Annotated in this window: 21 protein-coding genes and 1 riboswitch; of the genes, 4 read left to right on the top strand and 17 right to left on the bottom strand. The window is 67.2% G+C overall.

Going from position 1 to position 23,610, the window contains the following annotated elements; translation table 11 throughout:
- Position 1 precedes the first annotated feature (1 nt).
- On the top strand, positions 2-820 hold the full coding sequence (locus F623_RS0109260; protein WP_018868488.1) for a cobalt-precorrin-6A reductase: 819 nt from the start codon (positions 2-4) through the stop codon (positions 818-820).
- Here the strand turns inward: F623_RS0109260 and cobJ are convergent.
- From cobJ to F623_RS0109175, 17 genes are all read right to left on the bottom strand, one after another.
- Entirely contained in the window at positions 793-1,584 is a 792-nt protein-coding gene (gene cobJ, locus F623_RS0109255) for a precorrin-3B C(17)-methyltransferase (protein ID WP_018861767.1), read from the bottom strand. The two genes, F623_RS0109260 and cobJ, sit on opposite strands and share 28 nt — an antisense overlap.
- On the bottom strand, positions 1,581-2,336 hold the full coding sequence (locus tag F623_RS0109250) for a precorrin-2 C(20)-methyltransferase (RefSeq protein ID WP_018868489.1): 756 nt from the start codon (positions 2,334-2,336) through the stop codon (positions 1,581-1,583). Before F623_RS0109250 ends, cobJ begins: the two co-directional genes overlap by 4 nt.
- Entirely contained in the window at positions 2,333-2,986 is a 654-nt protein-coding gene (locus F623_RS0109245) for a precorrin-8X methylmutase (protein WP_018861765.1), read from the bottom strand. Before F623_RS0109245 ends, F623_RS0109250 begins: the two co-directional genes overlap by 4 nt.
- Positions 2,983-4,314, bottom strand: coding sequence for a precorrin-3B synthase (gene cobG, locus F623_RS0109240; RefSeq protein ID WP_018868490.1), 1,332 nt, complete (start codon positions 4,312-4,314; stop codon positions 2,983-2,985). Before cobG ends, F623_RS0109245 begins: the two co-directional genes overlap by 4 nt.
- Positions 4,315-4,385: 71 nt before the next feature.
- Positions 4,386-5,159, bottom strand: coding sequence for an ABC transporter permease (locus F623_RS0109235; RefSeq protein ID WP_038040478.1), 774 nt, complete (start codon positions 5,157-5,159; stop codon positions 4,386-4,388).
- Positions 5,156-6,100 (bottom strand): ABC transporter ATP-binding protein, encoded by a 945-nt coding sequence (locus F623_RS0109230; protein WP_018868491.1) that lies wholly within the window; start codon positions 6,098-6,100, stop codon positions 5,156-5,158. The genes F623_RS0109235 and F623_RS0109230 overlap by 4 nt, the downstream gene beginning before the upstream one ends.
- A complete protein-coding gene (locus tag F623_RS0109225; RefSeq protein WP_018875748.1) occupies positions 6,097-7,206 on the bottom strand; it encodes a cobalt-precorrin-5B (C(1))-methyltransferase in 1,110 nt (369 codons plus the stop codon). Before F623_RS0109225 ends, F623_RS0109230 begins: the two co-directional genes overlap by 4 nt.
- Before the next feature lie 22 nt (positions 7,207-7,228).
- Positions 7,229-8,083: a uroporphyrinogen-III C-methyltransferase gene (gene cobA, locus F623_RS0109220; protein WP_026278698.1), complete on the bottom strand. Its 855-nt coding sequence runs from the start codon at positions 8,081-8,083 to the stop codon at positions 7,229-7,231.
- Positions 8,080-9,372 carry a cobyrinate a,c-diamide synthase gene (locus tag F623_RS0109215; protein WP_018868493.1) on the bottom strand — a complete coding sequence of 431 codons (1,293 nt, stop codon included), beginning with the start codon at positions 9,370-9,372 and terminating at the stop codon, positions 8,080-8,082. The genes cobA and F623_RS0109215 overlap by 4 nt, the downstream gene beginning before the upstream one ends.
- Positions 9,369-9,983 carry a cob(I)yrinic acid a,c-diamide adenosyltransferase gene (cobO, locus tag F623_RS0109210; protein ID WP_018861758.1) on the bottom strand — a complete coding sequence of 205 codons (615 nt, stop codon included), beginning with the start codon at positions 9,981-9,983 and terminating at the stop codon, positions 9,369-9,371. The genes F623_RS0109215 and cobO overlap by 4 nt, the downstream gene beginning before the upstream one ends.
- A gap of 49 nt (positions 9,984-10,032) precedes the next feature.
- Complete coding sequence (locus F623_RS0109205) at positions 10,033-10,323, bottom strand: DUF2149 domain-containing protein (protein WP_018138715.1); 291 nt, start codon at positions 10,321-10,323, stop codon at positions 10,033-10,035.
- A complete protein-coding gene (locus F623_RS0109200; protein WP_018174775.1) occupies positions 10,320-10,763 on the bottom strand; it encodes a MotA/TolQ/ExbB proton channel family protein in 444 nt (147 codons plus the stop codon). The genes F623_RS0109205 and F623_RS0109200 overlap by 4 nt, the downstream gene beginning before the upstream one ends.
- Before the next feature lie 139 nt (positions 10,764-10,902).
- The gene (locus F623_RS0109195) at positions 10,903-15,405 is read right to left on the bottom strand and encodes a cobaltochelatase subunit CobN (protein ID WP_018868494.1); all 4,503 of its coding nucleotides are present in this window, start codon (positions 15,403-15,405) and stop codon (positions 10,903-10,905) included.
- 124 nt (positions 15,406-15,529) lie between these two features.
- Positions 15,530-16,084, bottom strand: a complete 555-nt coding sequence (locus F623_RS0109190; protein WP_018861756.1) for a cob(I)yrinic acid a,c-diamide adenosyltransferase — start codon at positions 16,082-16,084, stop codon at positions 15,530-15,532.
- Positions 16,085-16,087: 3 nt separating this feature from the next.
- Positions 16,088-17,905: a TonB-dependent receptor domain-containing protein gene (locus F623_RS0109185; RefSeq protein WP_018868495.1), complete on the bottom strand. Its 1,818-nt coding sequence runs from the start codon at positions 17,903-17,905 to the stop codon at positions 16,088-16,090.
- Between the two features lie 140 nt (positions 17,906-18,045).
- Positions 18,046-18,293: riboswitch (cobalamin riboswitch) on the bottom strand.
- Positions 18,294-18,339: 46 nt separating this feature from the next.
- On the bottom strand, positions 18,340-20,235 hold the full coding sequence (locus F623_RS0109180) for a hypothetical protein (protein ID WP_018861754.1): 1,896 nt from the start codon (positions 20,233-20,235) through the stop codon (positions 18,340-18,342).
- A 106-nt stretch (positions 20,236-20,341) separates the two neighbouring features.
- Entirely contained in the window at positions 20,342-21,580 is a 1,239-nt protein-coding gene (locus F623_RS0109175) for a cyclopropane-fatty-acyl-phospholipid synthase family protein (RefSeq protein ID WP_018861753.1), read from the bottom strand.
- 204 nt (positions 21,581-21,784) lie between these two features.
- Here F623_RS0109175 and fnr point away from each other — a divergent pair, with 204 nt between their 5' ends.
- From fnr to F623_RS0109160, 3 genes are read left to right on the top strand one after another with little or no spacing between them, the layout of a single operon-like run.
- Positions 21,785-22,516 (top strand): fumarate/nitrate reduction transcriptional regulator Fnr, encoded by a 732-nt coding sequence (gene fnr, locus F623_RS0109170; RefSeq protein ID WP_018861752.1) that lies wholly within the window; start codon positions 21,785-21,787, stop codon positions 22,514-22,516.
- Positions 22,509-22,994, top strand: coding sequence for a TIGR02444 family protein (locus F623_RS0109165; RefSeq protein WP_026279378.1), 486 nt, complete (start codon positions 22,509-22,511; stop codon positions 22,992-22,994). The genes fnr and F623_RS0109165 overlap by 8 nt, the downstream gene beginning before the upstream one ends.
- A 36-nt stretch (positions 22,995-23,030) precedes the next feature.
- Positions 23,031-23,600 carry a DUF2058 domain-containing protein gene (locus F623_RS0109160; RefSeq protein ID WP_018868496.1) on the top strand — a complete coding sequence of 190 codons (570 nt, stop codon included), beginning with the start codon at positions 23,031-23,033 and terminating at the stop codon, positions 23,598-23,600.
- Positions 23,601-23,610 lie beyond the last annotated feature (10 nt).

Genomic DNA, 23,610 nt, shown 5'->3' with positions numbered 1-23,610 from the left:
CATGAGCTCCCGTTCATCCTCCGATACCGGCACCGGGGCGGCGCGCCCGCGGCAGATCCTGCTGCTGGGCGGCACCACCGAGGCCGCGGCGCTGGAACCGCTGCTGGACGGCCACCCGCGGCTGCACGCCACCGTGTCGCTGGCCGGACGCACGCGCAGGCCCGCGCCCTCGCGACTGCCGCGGCGCACCGGCGGGTTCGGCGGCGCCGACGGCCTCGCCGCCTGGCTGCGCGACCACGCCATCGACGCCGTGGTGGACGCCACCCACCCGTTCGCGTGGCAGATCTCGGCCAATGCCGTCGCCGCCACGCGCCGCGCCGGCGTACCCCTGGCCCGGCTGACCCGGCCGCCGTGGCAGGCCGGCCCCGGGGATCACTGGCTGCGCGTGCCCGACCTGGAGGCCGCCGCCCGCGCGCTCCCCGGCCTCGGCCGGCGCGTGCTCATCACCACCGGGCGCCAGCACCTGGAGGCCTTCGAGGCGGCGCCCGAACTGGACTACGTGATCCGCACCATCGACCTGCCGGAACCGCCGCCGGCGCTGCCCCGGGTCACCTGGCTGCGGGCCCGCGGCCCGTTCAGCCTGGCCGACGAGCACCGGCTGCTGGAGACCCACGCCATCGACGTGCTGGTCACCAAGGACAGCGGCGGCGCGGCCACCGCCCCCAAGCTGCAGGCCGCGCGCGAACGCGGCATCCCGGTGGTGATGGTGGACCGGCCGCCGGACGTCCCCGGGGTGCCCCGCTTCCACGCCCCGCAAGCCACCCTGGAGTGGCTGGAAGACCTCGCGCGCGTTCACCGCGACTCCGCCGACTCGACATAGCGCGGGGTGTACACGTGCCGCCGGCCGGAGGGGCGCTCCAGCACCCGGGTCGAGGCGGCGCCCACGATCACCAGCGTGCTCATGTTCGCCGTCGTCGGGTCCACCTCGCCGAGGGTGGAGATCTGCACGTCTTCGCGCTCGCCGCGGCCCACCGCGGTGGCCAGCACGACCAGGGTGTCCGGCCCCTGGGCCTCGCGCACGATGCCCAGGGCCTCCCCCAGCTGCCATGGTCGCGCGCGCGAGATCGGGTTATAGAACGCCATGGCGAAGTCGGCCTCGGCCGCCAGCCGCACCCGGCGCTGGATCAGCGACCACGGCTTGAGGTTGTCCGACAGCGAAATCACGCAGAAATCGTTGCCCAGCGGCGCACCCAGCCGCGCGGCGGCGGCCTGCATCGCCGAGACCCCGGGAGTCACGTCCACCTCGACTCCCGCCCAGCGTTGTGCCTGCGCCCCTTCCAGCGCCTCGAAGATCGCCGCCGCCATGGCGAATACACCCGGGTCGCCCCCCGAGACCACGACCACGTCCCGCCCCTCGGCGGCCATGTCCAGGGCGTGCATCGCACGCGCCAGTTCCTCGCGGTTATCCGAGGCGTGAACACGGTGATGAGGGCCCGCAATCCGTTCCAGGTACGGCCCGTACCCCACCAGATCGGTGGCCGCTTCGAGACGGGCAGCGACCTCCGGTGTGATCCATTCCGGCCCCGCCGGACCCACCCCGACCACACTCAACCGACCGACCACCGGACCGCCATCCCCGATCATCGCCGAACCCCTCGCCCGGGGATCACGATCATCGAGAAATAGGGCACCCGTTCCGGGATCTCGGACAGCGGCAGGACCCGCTCCTCGGCAGTGCTCGCGCGTTCCACGTACCAGGCGCGCTCACTCAGCCCCAGCTCCTGCAGGGCACCGACCACCGCATCGCGATGGGTCCCCACTTTCATGATGACCGCTGCATCCGTCCCCTGCAGGGCCTGGCGCAGATCGTCGATCGGCATCGTGCCCGGGATCACGGTCAGCAGGTCATCGCGCATGGTCAACGGAGTTGGCAGTTGGGCGGCAGAGGCCATCATCGAAGTCACTCCGGGCACAATACTCGTACGAAAGCGCTCCTTGAGCCGCAGGTATACGTGCATGAAGGAGCCGTAGAAGAACGGGTCGCCCTCGTTCAGCACCACGACCGAGCGCCCGGCTTCCAGTTCGGCCGCCAGCTGCTCGGCACAGGCGTCGAAGAACTGTTCGATGCGGCGGCGGTATTCCTCGGAGCCGTGCGGAATCTCGTTGGTCACCGGGTACTCCAGCGGCATCTCGCACTGGCCGGTACCCAGGTGGGCGTCCACGATCGCACGCGCCTGACCGCGCCCGCCACGGCGGCAGAAGTAGGCCACTACCGGGCTCTGTGCGATCAGCCGCGCGGCCTTCAACGTCAGCAGCTCGGGATCGCCAGGCCCGGTGCCGACTCCATACAGGCAGCCCGCCTCCGGGGATGCATTCGCAGGGGAAGAAGTCGTCATATCCGGTCACTCGCAAAGGCGTTGATGGCCGCCGCGGCCATGGCACTGCCACCGCGGCGTCCGAAGATGGTCAGGTACTCGAGGTCCAGCGGGCTGGCAGCCAGCGCCTCCTTGCTCTCCACCGCACCGACAAAGCCCACCGGGATACCGAGTACCGCGGCCGGACGTGGCGCGCCCTGGTGCAGCATCTCCAGCAGGTGAAAAAGGGCCGTGGGTGCATTCCCGATCGCCACCACCGCACCCTCCATATGCGGTCGCCACCATTCCAGCGCCGCCGCCGAACGCGTTGTGCCCATACGCTCGGCAGCAGCCGCCACTCCGTCCTCGCGCAGGCTGCAGATCACCGGGTTATCCGCCGGCAGCCGGGCCCGCGTGACTCCATGGGCCACCATGTTGCTGTCACACAGGATCGGCGCGCCGGCAGCCAGCGCCGCGCGAGCCGCCCCGGCCACGCCAGTCGAAAACCCGACGTCCTGCGGCAGGTCGGTCATGCCGCAGGCGTGGATCATACGGACCACCGCAGACACCAGATCCTCCGGAAAACGATCCAGCGCCGCCTCGGATCGAATAATCGCGAAGGACTCCCGATAGATGGCCGTCCCATCGCGCTCATAATCCGGTACGGCCCCGGCGGTATCGCTCTGCGTCATGTTTCGTCTCCGTTATTCACCATCGCGTTGAGGCGCCGACCCAGCCCGGCCGGTCCCAGCCTGTGCAGGGCCGCGAGCATCCCGACGCGCTCTGCGTGCGTAATCTGTTCAAGCGCCGACAGGGCCGCTCGCAGCTGATCCGGCGAAAGGCCCACAAGTAGGGGCTCCCAGTGCGCCGGTGCACGTTGCAACGACAGGTCGTAATGCCCCGCCCGCGCCGCAAGGACCACCCGGGCATTCGCGGGCCTCCCGCAGTGTTTCTCGCAGCCACTGACATGCAGATATTCGTCACCGGCCAGCAGTCCGCGGGCGGCTGGCCCGAGCATCGCGGCGTCCGCCCGCGTGAATGTCGTACCCGCCGAGCACCCCGCCTGACCGACACAGGCGCTCACCGCGAGGCGAGGATCCCTTGGATCCGTTACACCGCCCCATGCAGCCAGCCGGTCCAGGGCGATCGGCCGCGCCCCGACCAGCAGCACGCTGCGCCAGGGGGTGAGCCGCAGGCGCCCTTCCCCGCCGCGGATCTGCTCGGCCAGCCCCCGCAGGGCCTCGGCGCGCAGGGCTCCGAACGGAAACGCGACCCCGAAGGCGTCGCCATTCAGGCCCGCGCCAATCCCGGAGTCGGCGTTTTCGCTGCTCCGTGCCGCAATCGGATCCCCACCCGGAAGGACTCGCTCCAGTCCGGGAGGCGTCAGGGCCTTCGCGCCGAACCGAGCCAGGGCGCCGGGCAAGCGCCCCGGCGGATCCGGATCCCCCTGGCGCAGCGCCAGGAATTGCTCGAGGACTTGCAAGGCGGCGTCCACAGCCTTCTCCGGGCGTGCCCACCCAAGCACCGTCGCGACCTGAGCCGACGCCCCGACGGCCACGCGAATCCACACGCCACCCGGTCCCGTACAGGCCTCCAGCCGAAGGTCCGCCGGCACCCGGTCCAGCGGCAAATCGCCACCCGCCTCCACCAGCACCCCGACCTTCGGCGGCAGTGCGCGCAGGCGCGGGGTTGCGCCCAGTGCCCGCGCAAGTTGCCGCGCGATGGGCTGTACATCCATGGCGGCCTCCGGGTCGATATCCGTCGCCGGTGCCACCAGCACATTGCGCACCGCCTCCGCCTCGGGATCGCGATCCGCCAGACCCGCCGCCTCCAGTTCGGCCCGTGCCGTCTCCAGGCCCGGCGTGTCCAGACCGCGCAATTGCAGATTGCCGCGACTGGTCAGCTCCAGGTCACCGGAACCGAAACGCAGCGCCACCTCGGCGAGGATGCGCGCCTGCGCCGCGTCAAGCCCTCCGATCGGGTGACGTACCCGCATCAGAAGCCCGTCTCCGGTCGTCATGGGCGCAGCGACTCCGGGACACGCCCGGCGCACACGCGGATGCTCGGCACCCAACGGCTTCGGACCCCTGCTCATGACCGGATCCGCACGCCGCGAGCGACCAGGGTCCAGGCCACCCCGCCGACAACCAGGGTGGTCCCCACGAGCACCCAGAAGGTTGTGGCCCAGGCGAAGGACCCGATCCCCAGCAGACCGTAGCGAAAGCCCTCGACCATGTAGTACAGCGGGTTCAGCGCTGCCAGCGACTGCCAGGGCTCGGGCATCCGTTCCACCGGATAGAACAGCCCTCCCAGATAGATCAGGGGGGTCAGCACGAACGTCGCCACCACGGAGGTGTGGTCGAAACTGCGCGCGTACAGGCCATTCAGCAGGCCGGCCAGGGCGAACAGCGTGGCACTGACCAGCGCGATCCCCAGAGTCGCCGCCAGGTGGTGCAGTTGCAGGTTGGTAAACGGGATCGCAACCAGCGCCACTAGCGCCCCGGCCAGCAGACCGCGGATCACCCCGCCGGTTGCAAAGCCCGCCACGATCAGCCAGGCGGGGAGTGGCGCAACCAGCAATTCCTCGATGTGCCGCTGCAGGCGCGCGCCATAGAACGCCAGCGTCACATTGCTGTAGGCGTTGGTGGCCACGGCCAGTATGATCAGGCCCGGCAGGATGAAATCGGCGTAGTCGACGCCACGCATGGTGCCCAGCTCGCGCCCGACCAGGTGGCCAAAGATCACCAGAAACAGAACGGTCGTCACCACCGATGGCAGCAGGTTCTGCACCCAGGCACGCAGGAAGCGGCGCACCTGCTTGATCACCATCCCGCGGTAGGCAAATCCGTAAGCCGCGAGCCTCATGTCCCGGCCCCCTGCGATGCACTGGCACGTTCCGCGATGCGCTGCAGGAACAGCGACTCGAGCCGGTTGCGCTTGTTGCGCAGGCCCGCCACCCGGACACCGTACACACCGAGACGCTCAAAAAGCGCGTTCACCTCCATGCCCTGCGGCAGGTCAATCTCCAGGGTCCAGCGATCCACCCGCCGGATCGCCAACCCTTCCAGCTCGGGGCACGCATCAAGGGGGGCGCTCAACTCGAGCACCAGGGTCTGCACGTTCAGTCCGTGCAGCAGTTCGCCGGTCTCGCCGCGCGCAACGATCTCGCCCTGATCCAGAATCGCAAGCGAATCGCACAGCGCTTCCGCCTCCTCGAGGTAGTGCGTCGTCAGGAGGATGGTCACACCATCCGCATTCAGCGCACGCAGCAGTTCCCAGGTTGTATGGCGTCCCTCGAGGTCCACCCCCGCGGTCGGCTCGTCCAGCAGCAGCACGTGCGGGCGGTGCACTAGCGCCCGGGCAATCATCAGCCGGCGCTTCATTCCGCCCGACAGCCCCCAGGCGGACTGCCGCCGCCGGTCCGCCAGGCCCACCTGTTCCAGTACCTGGCCAGTACGCTCGCGCGCCCGCCGCGGGGACAATCCGTAATAGGCCGCCAGGGCTTCAACAATCTCGCCCACCGGCTCGAAGCTGTTGAAGTTGATCTCCTGCGGCACCACGCCCATGCAGGCCTTCGCCGCAACCGCCTGTGTCGCCACGTCGAAGCCGCAGACCCGGATCGACCCGCGATCGGCCCGCACCAGCGTGGTCAGCAGTCCCACCAAGGTCGTCTTGCCGGCCCCATTCGGCCCCAGCAGGCCGAAAAAGCGGCCCGCCGGGACTTCCAGGTCCACGTCCGCCAGCCCGACCCGGCCACCGGCATAGCGCTTGGCCACCGACTTCAGGGCGATTGCCGGGGCCATCATGGCGCCAGCCCCCCGGTGTCCCTGGCCAACCCGACGATGCGTCCGGCCCGATCCACCGCGCAGACCTCCAGCGCCGTGGTCTCCGGCAGCATCCCGCGCGCCCGCTTCCAGGCGCGCGCACTGATACGGTCGGCCAGCGCCACACCCTGCTCCAGGCAATCCGCAAGCGCCTGGGCGCTGGTATTCGCCGCGCGGATGCGCGCGACTAGTTCCTGGCTGCCTCCCAGATCCGCCGCCTCCTCCGCCAGCGCGTCGAGATCGATGCGCGACTTGCGGCTGTGGGCATCCAGGTGTCCGGCCGCGAATTTGCTGAGCTTGCCGAACCCCGCGGCCAGCACCACCGCAGGCAGAGGATGACGCCCCAGGTACTTCAGTGCCGCCCCGAACAGATCCCCCATCTCGATCAGCGCCATGTCGTCCAGGCCGTACTGTTCGCGCATCGCCGCCTCGCTGGTACCCCCGGTGCAGCAGGCCACACGCGGACAGCCGTTGGCGCGGGCCACGTCTATGGCCTGATGAATGGATGCGATATAGGCGGCGCAGGAGAACGGCCGGACGATGCCGGTGGTGCCCAGGATCGAGAGCCCCCCGAGGATCCCCAGGCGGGCGTTCATGGTCCGCCCGGCAATGCGTTCGCCACCGTCCACGCCGACCGTGACCCTGAAGCCCCCGCTGTACCCAGCGGCTGCAGCCAGTGTCTCCAGATGCCCCTGGATCATGCGTCGGGGGACCGGATTGATGGCGGGCTCGCCCGGCTCCAGCACCAGGCCCGGGCGCGTGACCGTCCCGACCCCGGCACCCGCCACGAACTCGACACCGGGCGCACCGCACAGATTCACCTCCACCCAGACCCGGGCCCCGTGGGTGGCATCCGGGTCATCGCCGGCATCCTTGATGACCCCGGCAACCGCGCCGCCCGGAGTGGGTTCGAGGTCGTTCAGTGTCAGGCTCACGACCTGCCCCTTCGGCAGGATGACTTCCACCATCTCGAGCCGCCGCCCCTCCAGCAGCCAGCGTGCGCCGGCAACGGCACCGGCGGTCGCACACACACCGGTGGTCAGCCCCGTGCGCAGACGCCCGCTCGTCTCGGGCGTCTCCGGGCGCATTCCGCCCGCCGAGCTGTTCTGCTCAGCCGGTTTCATGCGTTCCCGGGACGGACTCGGCACCCTGCGTGGCGATCGTCTCGCGCAGGCGCACGACCTCGCCCACGATCAGCAGCGCCGGCGACTGGATATCCAGATCCGCCACCCGCGCGGGGAGGTCGGCCAGAACGCCTTCGATGACACGCTGGCCCGGGCGCGTCCCCTGTTCGACCAGCGCCGCCGGCATCGCGCCGTCCGCACCCGCCGCCATCATCTCGCCACAGACCTCGGCCAGGGTATGCAGCCCCATGTAGACGACCAGGGTCTGCTGCGGATGCACCAGCGAGGCCCAGTCCAGATTGGTCTCGCCGGCACGCCGGTGGGCGGTCACGAACTGGCAGCGATAGGCGTGATCGCGATGGGTCAGCGGGATCCCTGCATAGGCTGCACAGCCACCGGCTGCGGTAATCCCCGGCACGATGCGCACTGGCACCCCGGCGGCGGCAATCGCGGCGGCCTCCTCGCCGCCCCGCCCGTAGACAAACGGGTCACCCCCCTTCAGGCGCACCACGTAGTGCCCCTCCCGGGCCAGCGCGACCATGCGATCGTTCAGATCGCCCTGATCACAACTGTGCCGCGAGCGCGCCTTGCCCACGTACAGACGCTGCGCCTTGGGGTTTGCCAGATCCAGGATCGCCTGCGGGATCAGGCGGTCGTGCAGCAGGATATCCGCGTGCTGCATCGCGCTGAGCGCGTCCAGTGTCAGCAGGCCTGGATCGCCCGGCCCCGCGCCCACCAGATCCACGCACCCGGCCCGCCGCTCGCCGCGAAACGGGAGGGTCACCCCAGGGCGTGCACCGGATCCGATCCTGGCCACCTTGTGCTGCCCTGTACCGCTCATGCCTGGAACAGTCGCGCCGTGGCCTGCGGGTTGGAGGGGAACCAGGCATGCAGATAGGTCGCGGTCAGGCGCCCGTCACGATAGATCGCCTCGCCCTGCGACCCCGTCCCGCGCGCACGCCAGCAATGACCATAGGGCTCGAGCCCGACCTCGGAATGGGTGTGATGGAAGGTGTGCCCGCGCAGCTCGCCCTCCGGCAGCGGGGCCGCCTGGAGCCCCAGACCCTGCAGGCGGTCTGCCAGCTGGGCCTTGCCCGGCACCAGCCCGGCCATGGCCGCGGCATGACCCTCGCGATTGGCCAGTTCATCCAGCAGGTAGAGAAAGCCCCCGCACTCCGCCAGGATGGGGCGACCCGCCGCATGATGGGCCTCAAGGTCCGACTTCAGGACAGCATTGGCGGACAGCTGATCCAGATACAACTCGGGGTAGCCACCCGGCAGCCAGACGGCATCGGCCTCTGGTAACCCGTCCCCCGCAAGCGGGGAAAAGAACCGCAGTTCGGCGCCCATCTTCTCCAGCAGGCGCAGGTTGGCCGGATACATGAAAGCAAAAGCCGCATCCCGCGCGATCGCAATGCGCACGCCGGACAGCGCCGCCTCGATCGGCGCAATTGTTTCCGGATCAAAGCGCACCGGCTCCGGGAGCCCTGTCACCCCAGCCTCTTCAATCGCGGCCGCTGCCGCCTCCAGCCGCGCATCCAGATCGGCGATCTCGCCGGCCTGCACCAGCCCCAGGTGACGATCCGGGACACTCAGCGTTTCGTTACGCTGCACGGCACCAAAGAAGCGGATCGCCTCCGGGGTGCAATCCTCCAGCATCCGCGCATGGCCCGGACTGCCCACCCGGTTGGCAATCACGCCCGCGAAGGACAGACCCGGGCGGTAGGTCGACAGGCCATGCACCAGCGCCCCGAAGGTCTGGCCCATGCCGCTGGCATCCACCATGGCCAGGATCGGCAAGCCGAAGGCCTGGGCCAGATCCGCACCGGACGGATCCCCGTCAAACAGCCCCATCGAGCCCTCCACCAGGATCAGATCGGACTCCTGGGCCGCCTCGTACAGCATCGCTCGACAGGCTTCTTCCCCGACCATCCACAGATGCAAGGCGTCGACCGGATGCCCGGATGCCTGTTCCAGGATCATCGGGTCGAGGAAGTCGGGGCCGGTCTTGAACACGCGCACGCGCAAACCCTGGTTGCGGTGGTAACGGGCGATGGCGGCGGTGATCGTGGTCTTGCCCTGCCCCGAGGCCGGGGCCGCCACGAACGCCGCGGGGCAGCTCACACTCACAGCTCGATCCCCTTCTGCGCCTTGATGCCGGCCTGAAAGGCATGCTTGACCACGCCGATCTCGCTCACGGTGTCGGCCGCCTCGATCAGTGCCTTCGGCGCGGCGCGGCCGGTGGTAATAACATGCTGCATCGGCGGGCGGTTCGCCAGGTCTTCCAGCACCTCGGCCACATCCAGGTACTGGTACTTCAGGGCGATATGCAGCTCGTCGAGCAGCACGAGGTCGACATTCGGGTCGCGCAGCATGTCGCGGGCATGCGCCCAGGCATGGCGGGCGGCTTCGGCATCCTTCTCGCGATCCTGGGTTTCCCAGGTATAGCCCTCGCCCATCACGTGGTACTGCACGTTGTCCTGCCCTCGGAAGAAGGCCTCCTCGCCGGTGGCGAACTGGCCCTTGATGAACTGCACGATGCCGACCTGCATCCCGTGCCCGAGGGCCCGGGCGACCATGCCGAAGCCCGAGGAGCTCTTGCCCTTTCCGTTGCCGGTAAGGATCAGGAATACGCCCTTTTCTTCCTGCGCCTCGGCAATCTTGCGGTCCACGATCTCCTTCTTGCGCGCCATACGCTGGGCATGGCGTTCGGCGCGTGCCGCTTCGGTGTCGTCGGTCATGTTGATGTACTCCTTGAGCTTATTGCGTATTCGGGGCGCGTAGTACGGCCTACTCGCCGATCAGAATCATTCGTCCAGTCTCCGGGTCACGGTAGACCTGCCCCATCGACTCGAAGCCGGAGCCGGCCTCCCCGGCACCCTCGGGCGGGTCCGGGATCTCGCGTCCGGGCTCGATCTCGGCGCCGCCACTGGCCGGTTCAAGGCCACTCCCCGAGGCGGCCATCACCACCATCAGGCCCACGGCGAACACGAGCATGATGTCGGCCAGGTTGGCCAGTGGCCCCATCGGCTCTTCGTCGGGGGCATCGAAGCGGCTGGCGCGGTAGTGCGGGACCCTCATGCCGCCGCCTCCAGGCGCTCCATCGCGGCGTCATACCAGCGCCGCCGGAGGCGTCCGAGCAGGAAGCCGAGGATGCCGACCAGCAGCCCCAGCACCGTGGTGTTGAACGCCACCGTAACGGCCTGGGCGAGGATTTCCAGCTCGCCCCGGCCCATCGCGGCCAGCCCTGGACCCAGCGGGATCAGCGTCCCCATCAGCCCGAGCATCGGGCCGATGCGTGCCAGCAGATCCGCGCGGTCAATGCGGCGCCGTGCGCGGTAGGCCAGGCGCTCGGCGTCACCGGTGGCCTCCAGCCGCCGCACCCCGCCGGAGCGTTCGCCCAGTGCGAGCCCAAGCTCCCAGACAGCGACCGCCACCAGCACCAGCAGGCCGACGATCACCGGCTCCAGCAGCCAGCGCACTACGGTGTCCATCAGTTCCATCGTGATCGAGAACGGCATTCGCGTTTACCTCACTAACCTTTGTTCGGCGCTTCTCACCTTCCTGTGTAGGAGGCCAGCCCTCTGGCCGATGGGGTATATCCGGCGGCCCATCGGCCAGAGGGCTGGCCTCCTACAGGAGATACCCAAGGGGGGGGGGTTATCGGCGGCGGCCTGCGGCGATACCGCCGATCAGCAACAGGAACAGCGCGGCGGCGACCAGCCAGGGAATCCAGGGCATGCCGGCCGCCTCGTCGCCGGTCTCCTGGCCACTCTCGGCCTCGGCCGCTTCCGGCAGCTCCTGCATCTCCCGGGCGTCCGGGTCCTCCAGCGGCTGGATCTCCGTGACACGACTGGGGTCGGCCTCCGCCTGTGCGCGATCGATCTGCGCGGACGCGCGCACGGCCTCGAAGGCCTCGCGCAGTTCGGGGTCCTCCAGGCGTTCGGCCACCTCGTCCAGCATCGGGTGGTCGGGGCGTGTATGCCCGCTGCCCGGCAGGCCGTGTTCCGCAACCAGTTCGGCGAAGCGTTCGGACAGGGCGTCCAGTACCTCCGGCTCGGCCTCCCAGAACCCGCGGCTGGCAGCCACCAGATGCACGGCCTGCAGGTGGGTCTTCACATGCACGTTGTGGCCGTCGGCGAGAAATTCGTCCACGCCCAGTCCGTGCCGGTCCTGCAGGTAGATGTCGTGCACCTCGTCCCAGACCCAGGAGCGCACGATCTCGGGGTTGGTGGCCTGCCAGCCCCACAGGTTGTCGACGAAGTCGCGGGCCATGGTGCGGGCCCCGGCATAGCCGTGATCCATCAACGGTTCGATCCACTGCGGGTTCAGGTTCTGTCCCTGCAGTTCGCGCATCAGCGCGCGCCCCAGCGTCTCCACCTGCGGGTTGTCCGGGTCGGCATGCTGCAGCACGCGGTTGTCCGGCACCTCGCCGCGCAGGCTTTCCACGGCAGTGGAGAGCCCGCCCTGGAAATCGAAGCCGTCGTCGTTGTCCAGCAGCCCGTACAGGTGCGAGGCGCGCCCCAGATAGGTGCGCCCGACCCCGGCCACGCGCGACTCGAACGCCTCGTGTGCCGCATCTCCGGATGCAGTCGTGCCGTAGGCATGCCCCATGCGGCGCAGGTAGGCCGCGCCCAGTTCGGCGCGATCCTCCCAGGCACCGGACCGATCCGCGAGGCGGTTGACCCCGGCGCCGTACGCCCCCGGTGCGGTGCCGAACACGCGCAGCGCGGCCTGCTCCCCGGCGGAAGCACCGTCCAGCCCCGCCGCGCGCAGGGCCTCGGTGTCCTCCACCCACTGCGCGGCGACATCATTACGCGCCAGCGACTCGTCGCCGGGATCGCGCAGATCCTCCGCCAGCGGAGCCAGGGCCGCTTCCAGGGCCTCTTCCAGTTCCGGGTGCTCCTCGAGGATGGTCTCCGAGGCGCCATCCAGCGCCAGCCGTGCGGCCCGGTCCAGCCACACGAGCTGGTCCTCGTAGAGATCGCGGAACAGCCCCGAAGTGGTAAACAGGGCATCCCGGCGACGGTCGCGCCCGGCCTCGTCGAGATCCATGCGCTCCAGGCCCTCGACGATCCCGCGACTGTTCCAGGCAGGCCGGATTCCAAGCATGTCCATGCCGAAGGCGATCATCACCCCCTCGTCACGCACGGTGTCGGAGGCCCAGAGGATGATGGCCTCGCTGCCATCCGCTTCCGGATCACCGTGCTCGCGGGCATCCGCGGCGAGTTCCTGACCGATACCCCAGGCGATTCGTGTTGGCACCAGGTCCGCCGACAGGGCATGGAAGTTTGTCCCAGTGGGCAGTACATCCGGCGTGCGGATCGGATCGTTGCCCTGACCCGGTGGCACGAACCGACCCTCCAGGGCGGCCAGCAGATGGGCGCGTTCACTGGCGGGCGAACCCCGTAGCCTGGCGTCCCAGTCGTCACCGGCCTCGCCATCCCCGGCCATCGACTCGAGCATGGTGTCGACGGCCTCGTCCGACCAGTCGCGACCGAACACATGCAGACCCAGCGGCATCTGGTCCTCCTGCATGTCGGTCAGGTAGTGGCCGATCTCGTGCACCAGCAGCTCTTCATCCATCTCCGCGAGCGGAGTGTCACCGTGCCCGTGGTCGTGCCCGTGGTCGTGGTCGTGGTCGTGGTCGTGGTCGTGGTCGTGGTCGTGCCGACGATCATCGTCTTGGCCATGGTCGTGGTCATGGCCGTCATCGTGCTCATGCCCGTCGGAGTGGTCATCGTGGTGCCCATCTCCGTCGTCGTGGCCGTGATGGTGATGGCCCCGAGCCAGTTCGCGTTCGATGGTCTCGGTCAGGCCCAGCTCGTCGATACGCTCGCGCAGGGTCTGGGCGGCGCGCGAGCGGGTGGCTGCATCGGGCTGGGCCGCGGCCTCGTAGGTCTCCACCAGCTGGCGCAGTTCCAGCAGGCTGTCGTAGAGCTCGGTGGCCGCCAGCGGCGGCGTCAGGTGGCTGATCATCACGCCCATTGAGCGGCGCTTGGCCTGGATGCCCTCGCCGACGCCATCGACGATGTAGGGATAGATGATCGGCAGGTCACCGCCGAGGATCTCGGGGTAGTCGTCCGGGGCCAGCCCCGCGCGGCGGCGCGGCAGAAACTCGCGGGTGGAATGGCGGCCGACATAGACCAGTGCATCCGCCTCGAAGTGATCCCGAATCCAGTGGTAGAAACCGGCGTACTGGTGAGTCGGCGGGAAGGTCGTGTTGGCATGCAGCAAGCGCTCGCTGACCTCCCACCCGCGCGGCGGCTGCGGGCCGATGAACACGTTGCCGAACTCGATGCCGGGGAAGAGCATCTCGCCGTTGCGCGTCATGGCCTCGCCCGGTGGCTCGCCCCATCCGGTCAGACCCGGGATGCCTGTACGCACCAGGGCCTTGCGCAGCTGCTCGGTGGTTTCGTGTTCGTCTTCACCGGCCAGCGTGGCCTCCCAGGCGGCCTCGTACTGGGCAAGCAGATCCAGCGCCCGTTCCTGGGCATCGTGCGGGTAGCTCTCGAGCATATGCCGCAAATCACCGACACCGCTTTCCAGCGCGGCTTCCGCCAGTTCGTGCTTGTCCGCGTCCCGGGCCGCCTCCAGGCGTGCCTGCAGGTAGCCGATCGGTCCGTCGACCAGCTCTGCCTGCACCGCGGCGGGCAAGCCGTCGAAATATGCCTGGTACTGATCGCGATCCAGCGAGGCGACCCGGCCGGCGATCGCGTCCAGCGCATCCGCCTGTTCCGGCAGATTCACCGCCCGGTCCTGGATCATGTCCAGCAGGGCCTCGGCATCCTCCGGCACCTTGTCCCCGAGGTCATACCCGGCGGCCTCCAGCCGTTGCAGGATCTCCAGCAGTGATTCCGGGACATCCAGCTTGTCGGCGCCAATGTTCTGGCGACCGGGCGGATGGTTGTAGTAGACGACTGCAACCCGCTTGTCCGCGTTGTCCAGCTGACGTAGCCGGTTCCAGCGCTGCATCCGGTCGGCCAGGGCCTCCACCCGCTCGCCCACCGGCTCGGGCAGGGCCAGCTGCACACCGGTGCGTTCGTCCTGCGTGGGCTCGCCCGCGGTCGCCAGCACCATCGGCTGGCTGGCGCCCTGCAATTCCGGCATGGCCACGTGATAGTGGACCTTGTCCCAGGGGATGCCCTCGTGCGAGAGCCGCCACTCGGTCTCGCTCACGTCCGCCAGACGAATCCCCTTGACCACCGGGACATCCAGCTCGGCGAAGGCCTCGGCCACCGCCTCGCGATTGCCACCGCCGCCCACAACGAAGTCCTGCAGGCTGACGATCCCGCTCAGTTCGGCGGGTGCCGCCGATGCCGCGAGATTCTCGACCGCCTCGCGACTGGCCCCACCCCAGCGCGCGAGTACCGCGAAGCACTGGATATCCCGGGCCTCAAGCGCCTCGCAGGTCGCATCCAGCAGCTCGCGGTCACCGGGACGGTCACCGGTATCCAGGTCCAGCACGACCACGGCCGGCCTGGCATCCAGGCCAAGATCCTCCGGATCGGCCACCGACTGGCCATCCCGGTAATAGCGGATGGTCTCGCGCGGATCCGGTTCCGGCACCTCGATCGAGTGCCCGCCCCGAGCGGCCAGCCAGCGCATCATGCCCTCCATGTTCTCCGGTGTGCGGCCCTGATAGAACGCACGTCCGGTCAGCCAGTCGGCCTGGTTTGAGAAGCGCTCCTGCTGCCGGGCCAGGTGCTCGCGCGGATCCTCGCCCGCTTCAGGGTTCTCGGTCAGTTCGGTCCGGGCCTCCTCGTCCAGTTCCTCCAGCACCACCTGGCCATCGATGCGGGACAACGCAGTTAGGCGCCGTTCGCTGTTGATCGCGAGGATCGGCGCTGACTCGGCCGGTGGCTCTTCGCGCAGCAGACGTTCGAGACGACCGGCCTGGTCCCCGAACACCGCTGCCACGAGCACCGCGTCGGCATCGCGCCACAGCGCCTGGATTGACGAGTCCGACTTGTCCGCCAACTGCTCCGGCGTGCGCAGCACCACCTCGGCATCCGGCACGGCCTCCAGGAATCGATGCGCACCGGCGGCTACCTCGGGGGCCGAGCGCTCGGAGACGATGCCGACGATCTGGGGTCCTGCCCAGGCGGGCGCGCTCCACAGTATGACGATCAGCAAAACCAGGCTGCGTTTCCAGAAGGACATGCGATGAACCCCGAAGAAAATCCGATGGGGCGACGCGACCGGTGCAATGGTGGCGTCGCCAGTCAGTTATGCGCAGGAGGGTGCCGTGGAAACGGCACCCGAAAACCGGCAGACGCGGGCGGTCTCAGCCGCGCTTGTTGGCCGGCTGCCAGAGGACTTCCGCACCGTTCTCGTGACGCGCAAGGACACGGCAGAGCACGAACAGAAGATCCGACAGGCGATTGATGTAGGCCAGCGAGCTTGGCCGCAGCGTCTCATGGTGATTCACCGCCACCAGACGACGTTCCGCGCGCCGGCAGACCGTACGGGCGATGTGGCAGTCGGCCGTGGCCGGGCCACCGCCCGGCAGGATGAACTCTTCGAGCGGCGGCAACTCGGCGTTGAAGCTTTCCAGCTCCACATCGAGCCGCTCCACAGAGGCATCCGGCAGTGCCTGATGCCCCGGCACTGCCAGCTCCGCCCCCAGGTCGAACAGCTCGTGCTGAACCAGAGCCAGCACGCGCCGAACCTCTTCCGGGAGATCGTGGACCAGCACCCGGCCCACGACACTGTTCAGCTCGTCCACGTCGCCAAACGCCTCTACGCGGTGGCTGTCCTTGTCCACCCGCGAGCCATCGCCCAGGCCGGTCCGGCCTTCGTCACCCGTACGGGTCGCAATCTTCGACAGTCGATTACCCATGCATCACCTCTGCTGGTAGCGCAGCTTCACGAACGCCGCCCGCCCCGGCTGGTTATAACCGCGAGCCATCTCGTAGTCCTTGTCGAACACGTTATTGACCGTCGCCTGAATCTGCCATTCCGGCGCAATCTGATAGCTCGCACGCAGGTTCAACAGTCCGTACCCGGCAAGCCGTTCCTCATTGTCGCGATCATTGTAGGCACGGCTCTTGGCGATGACCGAGCTCCCCATGGAGAAACGCTGGAACTGGCGATCCAGATCCACGCGCGCCGTGACGGGCGAGCGGCGACGCAGTTCGTTTCCAGTCTCCCGGTCTTCGGCATCCAGGAAGGTCAGGGAGGCGCGAGAGACCCATTGGGCTCCGTCGTAACCCCCTTCCAGTTCGACGCCGCGAATCCGGGCCTCGTCCACGTTTTCTGCCCGAAATGCGATGGGATCGAAGGTGATCATCTGGTCGAGATCGGTCTGGAAGATGGCGGCATCGGCATAGTACGGCCCGCTGGTGTAGCGGGCGCCGAACTCAAACGTGCGGGAGGTCTCCGGATCAAGATCGGGGTTTCCGAACCCCGGGAAGTAGAGATCATTGAACGTAGGTGCCTTGAACGCCGTGCCGTAGGAAGCCCGCAACCGAACCGTTTCCGAGGCCTGCATGCCCCATGCGACCTGACCGGTCGTCTTGTCCCCGAACTGCTCGTTGTCGTCGTAGCGCAGGCTGCCTTCGAGATCGTGGCGCCCAAGATCCACCTGCACCACGGAGTACGCTCCAACGTTGTAACGCGAACCTTCATCGTAATCGGTGTCGCTCTCGACGCGGTCCTCGTGCGCATCAATACCAGTCACGAGGTAAACGCGATCCCCGAAATCGATATCGTTGCGCCAGTCGATCATGTCGCGACGTGTATCGAACTGGGAAAAGAATTCGCCGTCGAGAAAATTCTCCGACTCGTCACGGCTGTGGCCAACCGACAGTTCCGTCTGCCACTGCCGCGTAACCGGAATACGGAAGCCAGCCCGCAAGGCCGCATGCACAAAGTCCGAGGAGTCCGGCGAGAACTGGGAATCGGTATCGAACTCGGTTGAACCTTCCGAATACAACATATTCCCGAAGACCTCCGCACCGTTGTCCAGACGGTGGGTCACCTTGGTCGCGAGCGAGGTGTTGTCGTAGCCGTCACGGTCGTCATCGCCAACGTCATCCTGGACGTTGATGCCGTCGGTCTCGAAGTGGCTGAGCGAGAAGCTGTAGTTGGTGTTCTCGGTTCCGCCGGCGACACCCACACCCGTTTCCCAGGTGTTGAAGCTGCCGCCCCCGACAAACGCGTTCACCCTTGGCGGTCCCTTCTTGCCCTCGCGGGTAAAGACCTGCACCACGCCGCCAATGGCATCGGAGCCGTAGATGCTGGTACGCGGCCCGCGGACGATCTCCACGCGCTCGATCTCCTCCGGCGGCAGGAACTGCCAGCTTGCCCCGCCGCTGGTGGCCGACCCCATGCGCACCCCGTCGATCAGGAGCAGGGTGTGGTCGGAACTGGTGCCACGCGTGTGGACCGAGGTGGTCTTGCCGAAGGCACTGTTCTGGGAGGTCTCGATCCCGGCGCGGCCTTCCAGCAGGTCGGTGAACTGCTGCGGCTGCAGGCGCTCGATCTCTTCGCGGTCGATGACGGTGACCGAGGACAGGGCCTCGTCGACCGTCTGCGCGATACGCGCGGCCGTGACCTGAACCACATCGAGGGTGTGCGCTTCGGAATCGGAGTCCGGTGTCTCGGCCAGAAGCGGAGTCGTGGCCAGCAGGATGGCCGTGGAAAGTGCTGTGCGTTTCATGTCGTCCGTGTCTCCCGGCGAGCCGCCCGCACGCCGTAAATTCGTCGGGACCACGCAGACAGGGGGAGACAAACACGGGGGAGACCGGCAACAACCGACTAGCGGCCGGGCCGACCATCCGCCTCGCATGCCCGCCGCATGCCGCGCGATCATTCCCTGGCCGGTCTCCGGGCTGACGAACGTTCCGGTGCGGCGCCTTCCCGAACGATTCCGTTCAGTGGCGTATGCCGCGACCATCAGAGGCCATCAGGGCCTCTCGCTCGATCACCGTTGCGGGGGCAGCGTCGGATTCGTCCCGAGTCACCCACAGCCGTGGGCGGACTCACCGATCTTCCCGTTTAACCTCCGGCGAGACACGCCGGCGGGCACCAGAAAACGCACGAAAGCCTACACAATTGGTCAAGAAATTGCCAGGCCCGCAACGTGGCCCCGCGTCAGGAGTGCTGCGCATCCGCCTGCAGATAACGCGCTCCACGCTTGAGCAGCCGACCCCAGGCCTTGTCCTGCAACATGGCATCGAACTCTGGTGAGCGCTCGGCACGCAATGCCACCGGCGGCGTCTGTGCGCCCTCCTCCACCGGGTGCGCCGCCAGCATCTCCAGGCGCTCCGGATTGGCGCCATATTTTTGAACCAGAAATTCGCGCATGGAGTCGGACAACGGCAGGTAGTAGATGCGTGTCAAGCGCAGTGCCAGCCACTCCGCCGTGCGCCCCAGGTCCTGGCGCACCAGGCGTACCATCGCCGAACCCAAACCTGCCTTGGCATCCGCACTCATGCCGACATAAAGCCCACCCAGATAGGCCGCCGGATTCGCATAGATCGCTCGCTGAATACTGGGATTGGTCAGATCCACCAACGGCTCCAGAATCAATGCCAGCTGGATACCGATCCGCTTGGCAGCTTCCTCCTCCAGGGGGTGCCCCGCAAGCTTGAACAGGTCGCCCTCGCGCTGGATGCCGAGTTCCGACAGGTACTCGCAGAAACGATCGGCAAGGCGCAGCTTCTGGTCGTCCGTAAGTTCAATCACTTCTTCGCTGACCCGGATGCCCCGTGCGCTGCGCTTGAACCAGCTCTTCTGACCCTTCTTCTCGACCTCCTTGCGCCGTAATGCCTCCCAGCGTTCAACTGCGGTGGCGTAACGGCTCTGGGCCTGAATGAGTTGGTCACGTGCCGCACGCAGGCCCTCGACGTAACGCAGTGCACGCCCCAGCAGTCGGCCTTCCGGCGAATGCACAGGCGGACGAGACTGCTCCAGCTGCAGCAGGGTCCGCAGTACTTCACGCCCCATCTCGAGGGTTGGCTCGCGCAGCACCTGCGGGTCCAGTGTGCTCACCGGATGTTGCGCCAGCAAGGTTGCCAGCGACCGTAGCCGGCTAACCACTGCAGCCTGCGCAACACGGAAGCGATTGCCCTGGTGCTCAAGCCGGTCCAGTGCATTACCGAGCCGCCAACCTCCCGACCACTCGAAACTCAGCCGGCGGATCTGCCGCCCATTGACCAGCTCAAAGGCGAGCACGAACACGGCCTGTGCATCTTCCAGCGTACAGCGGGTCAGGTCGTCCGAATCCGCCGCCGAGAACAGGCGATCCAGAAACTGTTCGATTCGTCGCACGCCATCCTCGCGGGTTGGCGCAAGACCCTGCAGGCGGTCACGTAACGGATCCGCCAGTTCGGGGGCATCATGGTGCAGTTTTTCCAGCGCGGCCAGCCGTGCATCCACGGTTGCATCGACCAGATCGGCCACGCGCGAGCGCAGCCCCAGCCGACGGTAGATCTCGATCTGCTCCGCGGCTGATGCAAGGCTGGTATCACCGGTCATCTCGCGCACCGCGACCGCGACCCCTTCCGGCGAGATGTCCACCTCGTGCAGCAACACCTCGGCCGCCTTGCGTCGTCGCATGTCCGGGGCCATCTCGGCCATCGCGAGATCACGCGTAACGAAAAGCAAATCCGGTAACAGGTCGATCGTGTTGCGCAACTGCTCGCGCGAACGCTCCTGACGCTTGCCACGCGTGGCATCGGCAATGAAACGCGCCAGCAGACCAATCACCCCGAACAACAGGGTGTAGACGGCAAAGAAGATAAAATTCTGAGCGGGAGCGGCGTGGCCGAAGCCCAGGAAGTAACCCCCCTGCATGGCGAGGAAGGTCACCGGACCTGCGGCCCACAACAGCTGCAGCATGTTCAGCGACCAGGGCACCTTGCGCGCACTGGCCGCGACCTCGGTGATCCGGCTGCGCCCGGCCGCCTCGATCAGCACATGCTCCTGACTCGGGCTCGCCGCCTCCGGGGCCTCCTGCTGCTGCCGCTTGCGAAACCTGCCAAACACCCGTCGTCCCTGCCCTTCAGCGTTTTGGTGAAGTGTAGGGAAAACAGCAGGGTTGCGGGCGGCCGCTTAGCGGAAAATGCTCGGTCGAATGCTGAATACGCTGGAGCTACGCCGCGCTACGACTCTGGGAAGCCGCCTCACCGGGCGGCGTAGAGACCACCGCAGGCGCCGTATCGGAATACAGATAGTCACGGGTCAATGGCACGGCATCCTGTCGCTTGGCCATCTGGATATGGAAGACCACCTGGCGCCACCAGCGGAACGTCGCCTCGCAGCTGGCCAGATAAAACTCCCACATGCGGCAGAAGCGTTCGTCAAAGTGATCCACGGCCTCGGCGCGGACCTTCTGGAAACGGCGGTACCATTCCGCGAGCGTCTCGGCATAGTGCAACCGCCAGAACTCGATATCGGTGGTATGCAGCGGGGTCGGCTCCAGCGCCTCCATCACCTCGGACAGGGCCGGGGTGTAACCACCGGGGAAGATGTACCTGCTCAGCCAGGGGTTGGTCGTACCCGGTGGCCCCTGGCGACCGATCGTGTGCAAGACAGCCACGCCGTCCTCCTTCAGCAGGTCGTTCACCCGCTGGAAGAAGGTGCCGTAGTTGGGCACACCGACATGCTCGAACATGCCGACACTGACGACCCGGTCGTACTGGTCGTTGTGTTCGCGGTAGTCCTGATAGAAGAAGCGAACGCGATCATCGAGGCCCCGGCGTTTCGCCTCCGCCTGAGCCACTCGCAGTTGCTCTCTTGAGAGGGTGATCCCGTCCACCTGGACATCGGCATTCTCGGCCAGATGGAAGGCCAGCCCACCCCAGCCACAGCCGATATCCAGCACCCGCTGGCCGGGCTCCAGCACCAGCTTCTTGCGCAGCATCGCGCACTTGGCCTGCTGGGCTTCCTCCAGGGTCATGTCCGGACGTTCGAAATAGGCACAACTGTAGAACATGCCGTCGTCGAGAAACCGGCGGAACAGCCATTCATCGACGTCGTAATGATGGGAGATATTCTGGTAGCTGCGCGCGATGCGGTTTCCCTGCTCGAGAATCGCGCGGAACATACACACCAGTGGGTGCACACGGCGCTGAAACATGGGCGCGAAGTTGCGCATGGTCACGTCCAGAAACACCCGGATGCCTTCGGGGCCAGGCGACCAGAGCCCATCCATGTAGGTCTCGCCAAGCTGGAATCCGGGATCGCGCGCGATGCGCTTGAGCGCGGCCCGATCATGGAGTTGCAGCGTTATCTCGGGCGCACCTTGCCCGAAATGGCGCTCGCTCCCATCCGGCTCGCGCAGGATCAGCGTGCCGTGGCGCATGTATTCGTTCAGCATCCGTTCGATCATTGCATCCCTTCCCTTGCGAATCGTCTGCTATATTAAACAGAGTCTAGATATCGCAGCCGCTCCGCCGCAAGCCTCTGAAATGGCTGATCCCAGGCATTCCGAAAGGTTCCTCACTCACCATAACGGAATTCATAATGCGGGCCACCTTCTGCCAGCAAGCGCGAGCGCTTCCCTCGCCGCAGCCAAAACCGCTAACCTGAGCCCATGACACTGCGCCCGACCCAAGCCTGCGAACACTGTACTCTGCGTCAGCTCTGCCTGCCGGTGGGGCTGCCACAGCACGAACTCTGGCAACTCGACGAGATTGTTCAACAGCGCCGTCCGATCGAGAAAGGGACGGCTCTGTTCAATATGGGTTCGCGCTTCGATACCCTGTTCGCCGTCCGTACCGGCGCACTGAAAACCGTGCTTAACACCGACGACGGCACCGAACAGATCACCGGCTTCGCGCTCGCTGGCGATCTGCTGGGCCTGGACGCGATCCATTCCGGCCAGCATCCGGTCAGTGCCGTCGCCTTGGAATCCACCAGTGTGTGCGCGGTCCCGTACACCCATGTGGACGATCTCGCCGACCGGCTACCTACCTTCCGACAGCACATGATGAACGTGATGAGCCAGGGACTGGCCCAGGACGAAAGCCTGCACGCCCTGCTCGGACAGCGCACAGCGGAACAACGCCTGGCTACCTTTCTGGTAACCCTTTCAGAGCGTCATCGTGCGCGAGGTTTGTCAACCGAACGCTTCTATCTGCCGATGTCGCGTGCCGACATCGCCAACCACCTGGGGCTAACCCAAGAAACCATCAGCCGCCTGTTTACCCAACTGCGCAAACAGGGCGTGATCAGCCTGCACACCCGGGATCTTGAGATCCTCGAGCCGCAGAGCCTCCGCAACGCCGCTGGCGTAACCATCACACCCGCCGCCAGCAGTGCCTGAGGCTGCCAGGCCACACGACTTCGACAGCTTCTGGGATTTCGCCCTGCGAATCTGGGCCTCCGCACCAGCCCGGGAACGTCTGTTGCGCTGGCAGGAGAGCTATGACGTCGATGTCATCCTCGCCCTGTTCGCCCTGTGGTACCCGGGCGGCATACGCACAGGGGACTGGGAAAAGCTGGTGAAGGCTGCGGCGAACTGGCAAGAACAAACCACCTCGCGCGTGCGCGCGCTGCGCCGCCGCCTCAAACCCGAAGGCCCCCGCCAGCCGAACCGGGCGGCGCTGTACGCCGCCACAAAGGAGCTGGAGGTCGCATGCGAACGAACGGCTGCGTTGCGCCTGTTTCAGTCCGCCCAGAATCTCGGTGATCCGGCCACGACCCCCAACCTCACGCGGCGTCTGCGGCTCCTGTTCCCGGGCCTGACCGTGACCGAGATCCGGCACGGGATACCCCAACTCACACAGGTCGGCTGCACATAGGCTATCCTCCCGGCACATTTTCTACAGGCAAGCGGCATGTCGGACGATCTGCGCAACCAGCTCCTGAAGGCCGGGCTGGTGGACGAAAAACAGGTGCGCAAGGCCAAGAGCCAGAAGCACAAGGCCCAGAAGACACAACCGAAAAAGAAAAAGGGCAAGCCCGCCGACGCCGAAGCCAGCGCCGCTGCGGCTCGCCAGGCCGCGCAGGCCCAGCGCTCGCGGGAGAAGAACCAGGAACGGCAGGAAAAGGCCGAACGCCGTGCGCGCCGTGCTCAGATTCGCGAGCTGGTCAACCAGCACCTGGCCCCGATCCCCACCGGCGACGCCGCGATCGACTACCACTTCCAGTTCGACGGACAGATCCGCCACCTGCCGGTGACCGAGGACACACGCAAGCGGCTAGTCGACGGGCGCGCGGCGCTGGCCGGCCTGGAGTTGCACCCGAGCAAGGGTTTTCGCGTAATCCCGCGCGAGATCGCGGACAGGATCCGCGAGCGGGACGCCGAATGGCCGCTGGTCATCCCGGCCGAGGAAAGCGGTGATACCGAGCCCGATCCGGACGACCCGTACAAGGACTACGTCGTCCCCGACGACCTCATGTGGTAACGCCTCACTC

This window comes from Thioalkalivibrio sp. ALD1 (assembly GCF_000381245.1).
Taxonomy (GTDB): Bacteria; Pseudomonadota; Gammaproteobacteria; order Ectothiorhodospirales; family Ectothiorhodospiraceae; genus Thioalkalivibrio.
Note: the sequence above shows the minus strand (reverse complement) of the source record. Positions and strands in the feature narration are given on the sequence as shown.

Coding starts and splice junctions, on each gene's coding strand:
- F623_RS0109175 (WP_018861753.1), bottom strand. CDS start 21,580: ATGATCGAACGGATGCTGAACGAATACATGCGCCACGGCACGCTGATC.
- F623_RS0109235 (WP_038040478.1), bottom strand. CDS start 5,159: ATGAGGCTCGCGGCTTACGGATTTGCCTACCGCGGGATGGTGATCAAG.
- fnr (WP_018861752.1), top strand. CDS start 21,785: ATGACACTGCGCCCGACCCAAGCCTGCGAACACTGTACTCTGCGTCAG.
- cobO (WP_018861758.1), bottom strand. CDS start 9,983: ATGACCGACGACACCGAAGCGGCACGCGCCGAACGCCATGCCCAGCGT.
- F623_RS0109250 (WP_018868489.1), bottom strand. CDS start 2,336: ATGACGACTTCTTCCCCTGCGAATGCATCCCCGGAGGCGGGCTGCCTG.
- F623_RS0109245 (WP_018861765.1), bottom strand. CDS start 2,986: ATGACGCAGAGCGATACCGCCGGGGCCGTACCGGATTATGAGCGCGAT.
- F623_RS0109260 (WP_018868488.1), top strand. CDS start 2: ATGAGCTCCCGTTCATCCTCCGATACCGGCACCGGGGCGGCGCGCCCG.
- F623_RS0109195 (WP_018868494.1), bottom strand. CDS start 15,405: ATGTCCTTCTGGAAACGCAGCCTGGTTTTGCTGATCGTCATACTGTGG.
- F623_RS0109200 (WP_018174775.1), bottom strand. CDS start 10,763: ATGCCGTTCTCGATCACGATGGAACTGATGGACACCGTAGTGCGCTGG.
- cobJ (WP_018861767.1), bottom strand. CDS start 1,584: ATGATCGGGGATGGCGGTCCGGTGGTCGGTCGGTTGAGTGTGGTCGGG.
- F623_RS0109205 (WP_018138715.1), bottom strand. CDS start 10,323: ATGAGGGTCCCGCACTACCGCGCCAGCCGCTTCGATGCCCCCGACGAA.
- cobA (WP_026278698.1), bottom strand. CDS start 8,083: ATGAGCGGTACAGGGCAGCACAAGGTGGCCAGGATCGGATCCGGTGCA.
- F623_RS0109185 (WP_018868495.1), bottom strand. CDS start 17,905: ATGAAACGCACAGCACTTTCCACGGCCATCCTGCTGGCCACGACTCCG.
- F623_RS0109230 (WP_018868491.1), bottom strand. CDS start 6,100: ATGATGGCCCCGGCAATCGCCCTGAAGTCGGTGGCCAAGCGCTATGCC.
- cobG (WP_018868490.1), bottom strand. CDS start 4,314: ATGACGACCGGAGACGGGCTTCTGATGCGGGTACGTCACCCGATCGGA.
- F623_RS0109160 (WP_018868496.1), top strand. CDS start 23,031: ATGTCGGACGATCTGCGCAACCAGCTCCTGAAGGCCGGGCTGGTGGAC.
- F623_RS0109190 (WP_018861756.1), bottom strand. CDS start 16,084: ATGGGTAATCGACTGTCGAAGATTGCGACCCGTACGGGTGACGAAGGC.
- F623_RS0109225 (WP_018875748.1), bottom strand. CDS start 7,206: ATGCGCCCGGAGACGCCCGAGACGAGCGGGCGTCTGCGCACGGGGCTG.